Raw genomic sequence first — 12865 nt, 5'->3', positions numbered from 1 at the left:
AATAGGAACGAGATATGGCTTATTGGTTAATGAAATCTGAACCTGATGAGTTCAGTATTGATGATTTACAGCAATGCAAAAATAAAACAGAAACTTGGGATGGGATCAGAAACTATCAAGCCCGTAATTTTTTACGGGATAAAGTAAAGCTCGGCGATACAGTCTTTTTTTATCATTCAAGTTGTAAAGTGCCAGGCATAGTGGGTTTAGCAACAGTATCATCAGAGCCTTATATTGACCAAAGTGCTTTTGATCAAACTTCAGCCTACTTTGATGCTAAATCTTCCATTGATAATCCACGCTGGGTAGCAGTAGATTTAACCTTTAAATCAAAATTTAAACGTATTATTACGCTGGCTGAATTAAAAGCAGATCTTAATCTGGCTAAAATGGTATTAGTCAGCAAGGGAGCAAGACTTAGTGTACAACCTGTCACTCAGCAAGAGTTTGATTACATATTGTCCCTTGAGTAAAGGTCTTAATATTGCGACTCCGATTATTAATATCAGTTATAAAAGTGGATACCAAAAAGGAATTCAATTGAGTTCCTTTTTGGTAAGTGTCTAGGGCCTGTTGATCATTTTTACTGCGTTATCGACTTTTTATGTAGAATAAGCTTTTTATGAAGAACTAAACCACAAAGTCTCTGCCTTGTACAAATGATCAACAATTCGCTGCAAAAACAACCTCGAAAGATCAACAGGCCCTATCTATACGCTTGATGCTATCCGCATTGTGTTGTTTCAGTTAGTCACTCTTTTTAGCTAGATTAGTCACTTGTTTTAGCTAGATTAGTAACTTTCTTTAGCTACAATTGTTTGGCCGATAGGCGTGAGGCTTAATAGTGCTAATTTGACATGTTGTATCGCAAACGGAATACCGATGATAGTCACAAAACAAGCCAGAGCATGGGTTAGGTGACCAATAGCTAACCAAATACCACAGAATAAGAACCAAATAACATTACCGACCATACCTAATGGGCCCGTACCAAAGTCTTCAATTCCTGATAAATGTTTGCGATTGACATTTTCTTGTCCAAAAGGCCAAAAAGCCATTTCGCCAATCACAAAGCAAGCACGTCCAAAAGGAATACCAACAATACTGACAAAACATAATAGCCCTGCTAACCACCACGCAAGTCCCATTACAAACCCGCCCATGATGAACCACGCAATATTAAATATTAATCTCAACACTGACATTGATAATCCCTTAGTTTCGAATGAATAAAATTGTTAAGTCTTTTTTAAGTCTTATGCTTAGATAGCTAGAAATGTGCCAATAATTTTTCATTGCTTATATTTTAAAGTAGGACTCATCTTAGCTTCTGTTTTATATCGATTTTATTCATTTATGCAGCTTGACCTTATCAAACAAATATATCCAACAAGGCTCATGGAATGTTATTGAATACATTCTAGGATAAGTTCGAGATAGCGGTTCTCACTAATTTTTAGGTAAAATAGTCATTAAGGTTTTTAATCATTGAATAAGTGAATCATTATGTTTGCGCCCACGCCCGTCGAGACCATGACATTTGCGCAGCGAGAAATATTTGTTAAACGTGACGACCTGATCCATCCAGACTTTAGTGGCAACAAAGCCCGCAAGTTTCAGTATTTTCTTGAAAAAGAATGTCCTGAAATCACTAAGCTGGTGGGTTATGGTTCTGCGCAAGCCAACTCTTTGCATTCGCTTGCTGTGTTGGCAAAAATGCGCGGCTGGCAGTTGGATTATTATGTTGACCATATCGCCCATTACTTACAGCAAAACCCACAAGGTAATTATTTGGCGGCACTTGATAATGGTGCCAATATCATCGAAAAGCCTGAGCATGTCACTGAAAGCCTTGATAGCTATGTGACAGAGCTTGCCAGATCAGCGTTAGACAATGAATTGTATATTCCAGAGGGCGGTCGCTGTGAGTATGCCGCTATTGGCCTTGAACAACTAGGTCAACAAATTCTCGACTGGATGCATGAAAAACACTATTCAACCCTAAACCTATTTTTACCATCAGGCACTGGCACCACAGCATTATTCTTACAACGCTTCTTTAAGATAAAGCGACTTGAGCATGAAGCTTTACCAGAAGTGAATGTACTGACTTGTAGCTGCGTTGGTGGTGATGATTACCTAAAGTTGCAGTTCAATCAGTTAAGCGAAAATGCGCTTCATCATCCACGTATTATCTCTAATGGCAATAAATATCACTTTGGAAAGTTAAAACGTGAGTGTTATGAGATGTGGCAGCGCGTGTGTGCAAGTGGCATTGAATTTGAGCTGTTATACGATCCAGTGGGTTTTATTATGCTTGAACATTTTTTAACGCAATCAAGTACCGTGGATAATATAGATAACACTGCGCCGCTAATGTATTTGCATCAAGGTGGCGTGTTAGGTAATCCAAGCATGTTAGCCAGGTATCATCGCAAGTATCAGGCAAAGTAACATCGCAAGTATCAGGCAAAGTAACACTCAAATAAGACTGATGAGGAAGTATGTCAGTTTAGGTTTTGTATTTATCGTTATTTATATTTTGGTGGGGTATTGTGCGTAAAACGGAAATTGACAAACTTGGCCAGTGATTTTGTGAATAGGTCAGTGATACTGAGAATCGGTTAGTGATTCGAGAGAGGGGTCTTTTCATATTGCTCAGTTCTAATAAACGTCCGGTAATGTGTGAGAGGAAATACCGAGAAGCGATGTTTATTGAGTAACTGAGCAAATGAATAACGCAAGCGTTATAGAAAGTGTTACTTGTTAGCCGTAATCAACCATTTCATAAATTTTAACGCTTCAGTGCGCTTTGAAAAAGTTGTTTTAGTTTTACCTTGGCTGTCAGTAAAAGCTATTGAGTTTTTGTTTGATGATATTGAGTTTACAGGGAAGTTAACTGTAATTTCATGACCATTAATGTTGTATGACATGTGCCACACTCCTTGTTTAAAATTTCACCTAATGGTGAGTAAGTAATAACAATAAATATCCTTAAGCAGTTGTGTTGCGTAAGTTTCTTTGTGTATTGGTTTAGTTTTGTCTGCTTAAGTTAATTGTGTTCATTACACTTACAAGTAGGCTTAAATTGATTAATTTTTTTAATCGCCAACATACTTGCTTTGAATAGTTGAACATAGCCATATGACAAACTAATGACAATTATCGACAATGTTGAACTTTGCAAAATGACTTGTAGTGTGGGTTTACTGGTGCAGTTATATGACTAACAGAAGGGTAAACGAATAAATACAAGTTAACTTAATAACATAACGGATAATATGCGTATATTTTTTATATAGCAATACATTTTTTTCAAAATAGAACAGTTTCAGACTAAAAGGTGAACTAATCAGTGTTTTTTCGGGGATAAATTCACCGAAAAATGTAAAACAACAGCAATAGTTACCAAACACTATATGTGTCGGTAACTATCGCTGCGCTTTTACTGTAAATGATTTGGTGTAAATAACTCACAGTGCTTAATTCATTTAAGCAAATTACTGGATCTATCTCGCTTTAGTAAATCAACTCACCGATAGGGTTGAGCAACTTGCTAATGCCTTTGGTGAAATACAAAGGTGCATCTACAACGGTATAACATAAACAACCTTCTACTGTTTTAGGGCTGTGTTCATGTTCGCCATTAAGTAAAATGAAATCGCCTGCAGTGTAAGTGTTGTATTCATCACTAAACTCGCCAGCTAACAACAAGGTTAACTCTTCACCTTTATGGCTGTGTTGTGGTATCTCGCCATTTTCAGCAATGTGTAGCAAACTAGCACGAGCTTGATTTTCACCAGTGTCTAAGCGTAAACGACTGACTTTGCCAATTCCTTGCCAGTGATTAACCACTTGCTGCCTGAATGCGCGGGGTAAGGTGTAATCCTGCCCTTTAACATTGGTACTGATATTTGCCGAAGCGCTTATGTTTTCTGAAGCACCTATAGTCGCTGCTGGAGCGTTATCAAGTACGCTATCGTCTGACATCATATCAGCTAGCAATGCTTCAAGATCTGCATCTAATGCCGCGTTCATTTGAGTGTTATCAGTTGATACTTGTGACATCGCAAAATTTTCATCAGACGCCGCTAATGTTAGTGCAGTGACTTTTTCAGTACATTCAGCACAAAGTTCACAGTGGGCTGAAACAGCAATTGAAAGAGATAAAGGAAGCTCGCCTTTTGCATGGAGTGTTAACAAGTCCTGATTGGGGTGATACTTAATCATAATGTTTCTCCATGAAGCCTTTTAACTTTTCTAAACCGAGTCTTAATCTTGATTTTACCGTACCAATGGGCACTTTAAGTTTGTCTGCAAGCTCTTGTTGAGTCAGCTCTTGCATATAGATCCCTTGTACCACTTGTTTTTGAAGTGGTGGCAAGTCATCAACGTGTTTGAGTAATGTCGCTGAAAGTTTAAAGTCGTTATCTGTTTCATCGCTTTCATCTGATTCGAATAAAGGCCAAATGTCATCACCATAAGCATCTTCACGGTTATTTTGCACTTTACGCAGCATATCAAAGCACTGATTTCTCATTACAGTAAACACCCAGGTGCTTACGGCTGCTTTGTCTGCATTGTATAGATGTGCTTTGGTCCACACACGAGTCATGGTTTCTTGAACCAAGTCCATTGCTAGACCTTGTTGACTTAACCTCTGCATACCGAATGCACGGATCTTAGGAGAAAAGTGTGCAAACAATTTTGCAAATGCAGCTTTGCTGCGATCATTAGCGACTTGCATCATAAGCTCTGCAAGGTACTGCGCTTCGTTGTCACTAGAATCGTTTGTGGTCATGGCACTATTATTTTTAGATAACATACCTTTATCATAACGATTTTGTGGCGTTTGTGATTGAAAATTTTCCATTTATTTTCACTCGCGTCTACAAATGAAGTCTTATAAATAAACTTCGAAAAATACAGATGTTCACTTTTCTTTTGAGATGATTAAAACGGTGAACATGCGACTTGAATATTGATACGCAAACCAGAATAGAAAAGATCATAAATTTATTAAACTTTGTTGAACTTGTTTTGTTATGAGCTTAATCGGGTTTTGGAAGGTGAAAAAAGGGAGTGAAGTAATGAGTCAATGTCGTACTCATGGCATGATGAATAAACCAAGCATCATTACTTAATGATGCTTGTAATCAACTCTTGGGTCATTTCATGGTTATGGCTATTGATGCATTGATACTTTTCTTCAGCCGTAATCGGCATAATCTCTAACCAACGCTGACAAACCCAAGAAATGTTTTCAAAGTCGTCTTTGTTATAATGAGACAAGTGAGTCGGGTATTGCTCAAGAATTTGCAGCAGTGACTCACTCAGGAATTGCTGATTAGGGATTAAATCACTGCTTGGCCAATCAGGGAGTAAAGTAACATCACCGCGCTTAAGTCCATCAGTTTCAACGTCAAACTGATTGACTTTAAAACGTTGTCGACCTTCAATGCTGATCCCTAGCAAGCCATCATCTAATGTTTCAAAGTCAATGATGTGTACCCAAGTGCCAATGGGCATCAGTTCGTTGCTACTGTTGAGCATACATAAGCCAAATCCTTCACCAGACTTTAAAGATTCGGCGACCAAACGCTTGTAGCGAGGCTCAAAAATTCTTAGTTGCGTAAAGCCTTGTGGCAGTAGACAAATTGACAGTGGAAACAAGGGTAAAATCATAACTGCACCTATATGATGATTGACTCAATGTGAGAGACAAGGTTTATTGTTAAATCAGGTATGTATACGACCTTGTCCCACGTGATGATCACTATTTATTGCTCGTTTTGCTTAACCCAAATTAATTCTTGTTCTTTAATACCTAAAGTATTCATTTTTTCAACAAAGCGTTGCTTTACTTCGGCAGAAATACTGGTGCTACGGGCTAAAATCCAGGCATATTCATTATTGGGCCCAATAACGAGTGAGGCTTGGTAATTTCCTTGCTCATCAGTCGTAATGTCATGCACTTGATAAGCGCCATAGAAAGGGCCAAAAAAGGACACTTTTAAACGGGCGATATCATTCGATTCCATAAAGTAAGCTTTACCTTCAGCTTCTTTCCAACGAGATTTTTGTTCAGAAAACCCTTTATTAATGACCACAACTTTGTCGCCTTCTAAAGAGTAGGTTGCGGTAACTTGGCTTAAGCCTCTTTCAAACGAATGGTCTAACCTGGCAATTTCATGCCAAGTACCAAGATAATTATCTAGATTAAAGTCATCAATAACAGCCACTTTGGTGTCAAGCATAGTGCAGGCGCTGGTAGATAAAAGTAATAAAGTAGAAGCGATTATTTTTACTGTTTTTTTGCGCATCTTATTTCCTTTATAGGGATGTTTTTCTGATGATTCAAAGCCTTGACTGCGGCTTGTTGATTTATAGCTAATGATACGGCGTTTCGTGCCGATAAGATCTTAATAAAATTATGATTGTTGTAAATTTACACTAAATAGAAATAATTTTGGAACGAGACTGTTTTATTACGATGAACTTTACAGTTTTTTTATCTAAATCAATTATAATTTAACCAAATCGATGTTGAGTTAACTGAGACACCATAATGAAGAAAGTTCTTGATACTGTAGATCAACGCACCCAATTAGTGGGCGAAAACCGGTTGGAATTACTACTGTTCAAAATAAATGCAACTCAATTATTTGCGATTAATGTTTTCAAAGTAAAAGAAGTGGTTAAGTTACCCGCGTTAAGTGCGATTCCCGGTAGCAAATCCAATATAAGTGGTGTGGCCAATATTCGCGGACTGTCGATTCCGGTGATCAATCTTAGAGGGGCGATTGGGTTTAGCCCAATGCCAGTGTCTGATGATTGTAATTTAATTATCACAGAATATAACCGCAGCGTGCAGGGTTTTTTAGTCGGTAAAGTAGAGCACATTGTTAATATGACATGGAGCGACATTATGCCGCCACCAAAGTCAGCAGGCCCTAATAATTACCTAACAGCAATTACCAAGTTGCAGGATAATGATGTCGAACGTTTAGTATCTATTATTGATGTGGAAAAGGTACTTGCCGAAATTATTGACTATGACATTACCCTTTCAGAAGGTGTGTTAGATGAACAACTTGCATCCCAAATGCCAGGCAAGAAAATACTGATTGTGGATGACTCTTCAACCGCAAGAAAGCAGGTTAGAGATACCCTAAGTCAGCTGGGCATTGAGATTATTGAAGCCTCGGATGGATTACAAGCGCTACAATTACTACAGCGCTGGGCAGATGAAGGTAAAGACGTATCAACTGAGTTATTAATGATGATAACGGATGCTGAAATGCCAGAGATGGATGGCTATAAACTCACCTCTGAGATACGCGCCGATAAGCGGATGTCATCCTTATTTATCACGCTAAACACATCACTTAGCGGTAGTTTTAACCATGCTATGGTCGAAAAGGTCGGTTGTGATGAGTTTATCTCAAAGTTTCAACCTGATTTATTAGTGGGTGTGGTGCAGAAACGATTAAAGACTGTATTGGAGTCGTAGACTAATTAAGTGACACGAATCTATACTCGCTGATTAAGACGCTTACATTAAGTAAGTTAATGTTAGTGTCTTTTTTACAGCGTTTAACTGAGTCAAATTATTATCTGTCTAAAACACTATCTTTTAAAAACACTAGCTGTCTGAATAATTACCTGTCTACAGGGCTTAAGGTATGTCTGAAATGACGGCCAATATCATGAGTTTAAAGCTTAGTGTTTTTTAAATCTCAATGCCTAGCAATTCCTGCACTAGTTGAATATCCGCTGCCTTTTGTCATTATTGCGTTGTAAAGGTATGCCGAAAAGTGTGATTTACTTGTTTCGGTAGTTTACTGATTAGCAGCGCTTTCTTAATTGTTCCCTAAAAGATGTTTCATGAATAGGACACCGACAAAGATATCCATCATAGTGACAGATGCACCTAGTTGAGGGCGAGAACACATATTGCCACGATAAATCTTTAGTAGATTAACCATATATTTATAGAGATAAGCTTGTCACTGCACGCTTAGAAAATGATATTCAATCAGGCAACATATGATAAACGGGGGTTATGATATTTTCTTATTTTTCATGAAAATCTAAACGCTACAAAAAAACGATGAAGTGAATATTATATTTAAGTGAAAAGGACTACAATCAGTGCTACGTTCACTTTATTTTAGATACTCTTATATGTTTGATATCAATACCAATATCAATACCAACCGGATGTTCTTAAGTATTCTTATTGTGGCGCTGGCACTCACTATGATTGCATCTAACATTCAAGCGAAAAGCAACGAAACAGAATTGTCATCAGAAGCCACAATCCCCCTGAGTGAGCAAATTAACAATGCGCTAAGCAAGGCAAAATCACTTATATCCCAAAAAGATTACCATGCTGCTGAAGTTATTATTAATCAGTTGCTTACAGATGATTTCAGCTCTAAAAACACAAGCGTGTTAGTCGATATCTATACCACAGCGGGAAAGCTTAACTATAAACAGAAAAAGTTTAATAATGCCGTTGTGCAGTTCGAAAAAGTTATCCCGTTGATTACTGGCAACGACGATGACTCAAAAAAACAATTAGCAGCCATATATCATGAAATTGCGCAGTGTTATAAGCACCTAAAAGATATCCCCGAATCTATTGCTAATTATCAAAAGTCACTAGTTATTCAGCAGGGTAGAGAGGATGCTCTAGCGGTAGCCATTGCCTTAAAAAATATTGCAATGGCTGAAAATAAGCAGAGAAACTATATCAGAGCACTTGATCATGCCCGCCGAAGTTTAAACATCCTGTCTTCGATCAGTCCATCAACATCGCGTTATGCACAAGTCGCACTGGCTTCAGGTATTATTTATCGCAACATAGGCCATTACGAGAAATCTTTAGATTATATTCAACAAGCAAAGCATATTTATGAGCAAGAAAATGATTTACGCCACTTAGCTGAAGTAGACAATCAAATCGGCCTAATCTATACCAAGTTAGATCAGTTAAATAATGCAAAATCTTTTTACTCTCAAACTATTGCTTTGCCAATAGATAAAGTGGAACCTGAAACGCGCGCAGCGGCATTTCGTGAATTAGGGGTTATTCATTATTATCAAAATGACTTAGCAAAATCGATTAATATGCTAACGACAGCATTGCAGCTCTATCAATCAATGAACAGTTATTCAAAAACAACCCGCATCCATTTTTTGCTAGGAACCAATTACCTAAAACAAGAAAAGGCCGCCATAGCGACAGGTTATTTTAAGCAATCTCTCGCATTAGCAATTGAATACAAACAAGCTGAATTTCAAGTCCAATCCCTTAATTACTTAGGCAAAGCTGTGCTCGAAAAAGATGTCGAGAAAGCGATTTCATTTTTGGAACAAGCATTGCTACTGTCTTCTGAGGTTGATGATAAAGAAAATATATTGATGACCTACCATTGGTTAAAAGAAGCAGAAAAAATCAAAGGAAACTTAACAAAATCTCTGCTGTACTCAGAGGAAAAATATCAATTATCACAAATTATCCAAAAAGAACGAGAGGCATTTGATTTCACAAAAAACCAAGTCATTTTGGCATCTTACAAGCTAGAAACTGAATTAGATGCTTTGCGTGAAGATGCAGAGTTAAGTGCTCTTAAATTAGACCAACAACAAACTCAAATTGCGCTCATGCTTCAGTCGCAAAAAATTACTGAATTAGAGATAAAAAAGAAACGTTTTTCCATATTTTTACTCATCACGACACTATCGGTTTTTGTCATCCTGGTTTTTTATATCCTCTATCGATACAAGAATACCCGTGCAATAAACAGAGAACTCGATTACTTAGCGTCGAGAGACCCGTTAACCAACTGCTATAATCGTCGTATATTATACCAGCGCTTTAACGAAAGCTTCGAGCCGTCAAAGACGCCCATACAATACTCTGTGCTACTGGCGGATATAGACTCCTTTAAGACCATCAACGATACCTACGGTCATACCTCTGGCGACAAAGTGTTACAAGGCGTCGCAAAAGTGTTGATGAATAACGCCAGTGAAGCGGATACGGTGGCGAGGTTCGGGGGCGAAGAGTTCTGTATCTTATTACCCGACTCAAGCGAGAAAGAAGCAGAACAAATTGCAGAACAAATGCGACAAGGCATTGAAAGTAGTCAATTTGAATCAATTACAGTCACTTGTAGCTTCGGTGTAGCCTCATTTAGCGTTGATGTTGAATGCAACCTAACCTTAATTGAACGTGCAGACATGGCGTTATATCAATCAAAATACCAAGGCAGAAACAGAGTCACTCGATGGGAATCCAAAAGCATGAAACACGATTAACGCTTATGTAGAGTGATTTATTAAGTCTAACTGCAAAAATAGGCCTTTCCGTTCTGATGTTATAACCTTTCATTCTCATCTGTTGCCGCATGTCAGTTATAAATGGACTTTTAGTCGCCATGAATAAACATCCTTGTCTTTATTACTAAACTGTATGCTTACACAGTGTTATTGGGGGGCCTTTTTTCAAGTAAATTTGTAAACTTTATTTGCGCACTTAATTTTTTGTCATACATTTCTAATTCATAAAATCATAAAATCATAAAATCATAAAATCATAAAATCATAAAATCATAAATTCATAAATTCATAAAATCATAAAATCAATCGTTAATGTCTGGATTATTGCGTAAGATAAATGCCCATGCGCATTTTGACAGCTGGAATATGGATGTTTTTTTGAGTAATGTAATTAAATTATTTAGTGTTGCGCACTTTCACAGGTCTGATGTGATAAATGTGCATGCTCACTATACAGTTGCTATATGCAAAGGAAGGTTTTGTGACACTCGAAGCTACTTGCTGTTGTAAGCAAATTTCTATATCCCTCTCAGGTGAGCCTGAAATGAACTCTGTTTGTAATTGTACAAACTGTAAACAACGTACTGGAAGCGCTTTTGGTATCTCTACTTATTTTAAAGCTGATGCAGTATTAAAAAAATCAGGTGATACTAAAATTTATAAATTACGGCATAAAGAGCTAAATCACGAACAAAATCGTCACTTTTGCACTAAATGTGGCACAACGCTTTATTGGACTATATCAACATTGCCTCATTTAATTGGTGTTGCTGGTGGGTGTTTCGCCGAATCTGAAATTTTAGAGCCAACTCATACATTGAATAGCTCTAAAAAATGTAATTGGGTTAATTTGCCTGAGAATTGGCAAGTTCAGGGGTGAGTCGCACATAACAAGCTAATAAATAAGAACAAATTACGGTTGGTTTTTGCTCCTTCGTCGAGTATTTAGACCAACTACAATTTACCCATTATTAGGCGTTAAATACATGGAGGTTTGGTGATAAACGTATATCTTTTTGATTGGGGCGACACTTTGATGGTTGATTTCCCTGGTGTTACAGGAAAAATGTGTAACTGGGAAATTGTTGAGCCTGTCACTGGAGCTAAAGAAGCTTTAGAAGTGCTATCTAAAAATGCCCAAATCTATATTGCTACAGGTGCTGCCGATTCAACTGAGTTAGAAATTCAACAGGCTTTTGAACGTGTGGGTTTGAGCCAATTCATATCAGGTTATTTTTGCAGAGCTAACTTGGGGTTATCTAAAGGAAGCCCTGAATTTCTCAATTCTATTTTGGATAAATTAAAAGTCCATTCAGAGAATGTGGCTATGGTTGGTGATAACTTTGATAAAGATATTAAACCTGCAATAGCCACTGGCATTCAACCATTCTGGTTCACTTCAAAACATATAGAGTCAGCTACAGATAATGTTAAAGTAATTAGAGGGTTAAGTGAGTTGTACTTATAGTAAGCTGTTTAAAACGGGACAAATAACAGTTAGTTTGTTTCGCTCTGCTTCACATTTTAGGCAACTACAATTGAGAGCGTTATGCGGGAGGCTGAGTGTTGGTTAATATCGAAGTTGCGTTGGTAAACTCATTTACAATAAATGAAAAAGGCGGAAACCCAGCAGGTGTTGTCTTGAATGCCGACCAACTATCGGATGCTAAAAAACTCAAAATTGCACAAGCAGTAGGATATTCAGAAACGGCTTTTGTTTCCAGTGACGACGAAGCTGATTGTGAAGTCTCTTTCTATACTACAACAGGCGAAGTTGACTTTTGCGGTCACGCTACATTAGCAACTTTTTATATTCTGTACCAAAAGGGTATTCTTGCAGCAGGCTCTTATGTTCAACGCACGAAAGTTGGAATGTTACCAGTGATCATCGAGCCAAATGGTAAAGTAGTGATGGAGATGCAATTGCCGCAAAAGTTAGATACCTTCTCATACCAAGAAATTTCAAAAGTTATTGGCATTGAAAGCAATATTTTAGAAAGCACGAAGTTACCTATTGAAGTTATTTCAACGGGGCTACCTGATGTGATTATTCCTGTTCCTAACGGATATTTAGATGTAATAGAACCAGATGATGAACTAATCGCTAACTTTTGTGAAAATCATAAAGTTGTTGGTTTTCATGTTTTTGAGCTTTGTGACGCTGAAAGTAAACTTACAGCAAGCTGTCGTAATTTTGCTCCATTATTTGGTATCTCAGAAGAATCAGCTACGGGCAGCTCTAGTGGTGCTTTAGCATGTTATCTCACAGAGTATCTAGCTTTGGGATGTGACTATGTTTTTGAGCAAGGTAGATCTATGGGTTGTACTTCTATAATTACAGCATCTGTTAAATCTGATAACTCTGGTGTAATCAATGTGAAAGTGGGTGGCTTTGCGAGTATCGTCGGTAAGTTGGTAATTCCCGTATAACAGGGCATTCAAACGGACTAATAACAGTTGGCTTTCCGTTCGTGCCTCACTTATTGTAATCAAACTGTCATTAGCCCCTTTAATG

13 protein-coding genes are annotated in these 12865 nt (G+C 37.6%); 7 read left to right on the top strand and 6 right to left on the bottom strand.

All coding sequences use genetic code 11. From position 1 onward, the window contains the following. The first annotated feature begins 14 nt into the window (after window positions 1-14). Complete coding sequence (locus BCU84_RS10005) at window positions 15-473, top strand: EVE domain-containing protein (protein ID WP_102527952.1); 459 nt, start codon at window positions 15-17, stop codon at window positions 471-473. A 318-nt stretch (window positions 474-791) separates the two neighbouring features. Here the strand turns inward: BCU84_RS10005 and BCU84_RS10000 are convergent, their stop codons facing one another. Next, window positions 792-1205, bottom strand: coding sequence for a YccF domain-containing protein (locus BCU84_RS10000; RefSeq protein WP_102527951.1), 414 nt, complete (start codon window positions 1203-1205; stop codon window positions 792-794). A gap of 301 nt (window positions 1206-1506) precedes the next feature. Here BCU84_RS10000 and BCU84_RS09995 point away from each other — a divergent pair, with 301 nt between their 5' ends. Further along, window positions 1507-2454, top strand: a complete 948-nt coding sequence (locus BCU84_RS09995) for a 1-aminocyclopropane-1-carboxylate deaminase (RefSeq protein WP_102527950.1) — start codon at window positions 1507-1509, stop codon at window positions 2452-2454. Window positions 2455-2759: 305 nt separating this feature from the next. Here the strand turns inward: BCU84_RS09995 and BCU84_RS09990 are convergent, their stop codons facing one another. The 5 genes from BCU84_RS09990 to BCU84_RS09970 all read right to left on the bottom strand — a co-directional run bounded on the left by BCU84_RS09990 (window position 2760) and on the right by BCU84_RS09970 (window position 6323). After that, window positions 2760-2933: a hypothetical protein gene (locus tag BCU84_RS09990; RefSeq protein WP_102527949.1), complete on the bottom strand. Its 174-nt coding sequence runs from the start codon at window positions 2931-2933 to the stop codon at window positions 2760-2762. A gap of 586 nt (window positions 2934-3519) precedes the next feature. Then, window positions 3520-4230 (bottom strand): ChrR family anti-sigma-E factor, encoded by a 711-nt coding sequence (locus BCU84_RS09985; protein ID WP_102527948.1) that lies wholly within the window; start codon window positions 4228-4230, stop codon window positions 3520-3522. Beyond that, window positions 4223-4873 (bottom strand): sigma-70 family RNA polymerase sigma factor, encoded by a 651-nt coding sequence (locus BCU84_RS09980; RefSeq protein WP_102527947.1) that lies wholly within the window; start codon window positions 4871-4873, stop codon window positions 4223-4225. Before BCU84_RS09980 ends, BCU84_RS09985 begins: the two co-directional genes overlap by 8 nt. A 263-nt stretch (window positions 4874-5136) precedes the next feature. Continuing rightward, a complete protein-coding gene (locus BCU84_RS09975; RefSeq protein ID WP_102527946.1) occupies window positions 5137-5685 on the bottom strand; it encodes an LON peptidase substrate-binding domain-containing protein in 549 nt (182 codons plus the stop codon). A 95-nt stretch (window positions 5686-5780) separates the two neighbouring features. Further along, complete coding sequence (locus BCU84_RS09970; RefSeq protein WP_102527945.1) at window positions 5781-6323, bottom strand: lipocalin family protein; 543 nt, start codon at window positions 6321-6323, stop codon at window positions 5781-5783. 245 nt (window positions 6324-6568) lie between these two features. Between BCU84_RS09970 and BCU84_RS09965 the strand changes: the two genes are divergently transcribed. From BCU84_RS09965 to BCU84_RS09945, 5 genes are all read left to right on the top strand, one after another. Continuing rightward, complete coding sequence (locus BCU84_RS09965; RefSeq protein ID WP_102527944.1) at window positions 6569-7513, top strand: chemotaxis protein CheV; 945 nt, start codon at window positions 6569-6571, stop codon at window positions 7511-7513. A gap of 641 nt (window positions 7514-8154) precedes the next feature. Next, window positions 8155-10329, top strand: coding sequence for a diguanylate cyclase (locus tag BCU84_RS09960; RefSeq protein WP_133146635.1), 2175 nt, complete (start codon window positions 8155-8157; stop codon window positions 10327-10329). 502 nt (window positions 10330-10831) lie between these two features. Further along, complete coding sequence (locus tag BCU84_RS09955; protein ID WP_157936216.1) at window positions 10832-11230, top strand: GFA family protein; 399 nt, start codon at window positions 10832-10834, stop codon at window positions 11228-11230. A gap of 117 nt (window positions 11231-11347) precedes the next feature. After that, window positions 11348-11818: an HAD hydrolase-like protein gene (locus BCU84_RS09950; RefSeq protein WP_198589559.1), complete on the top strand. Its 471-nt coding sequence runs from the start codon at window positions 11348-11350 to the stop codon at window positions 11816-11818. Between the two features lie 95 nt (window positions 11819-11913). Beyond that, entirely contained in the window at window positions 11914-12780 is an 867-nt protein-coding gene (locus tag BCU84_RS09945) for a PhzF family phenazine biosynthesis protein (RefSeq protein ID WP_241906407.1), read from the top strand. Window positions 12781-12865 lie beyond the last annotated feature (85 nt).

This window comes from Shewanella sp. 10N.286.51.B7, from assembly GCF_002873615.1.
Lineage (GTDB): Bacteria > Pseudomonadota > Gammaproteobacteria > Enterobacterales > Shewanellaceae > Shewanella > Shewanella electrodiphila.
The sequence above is the reverse complement of the archived record's forward strand: the minus strand, read 5'-3'. Positions and strand labels throughout refer to the sequence as shown.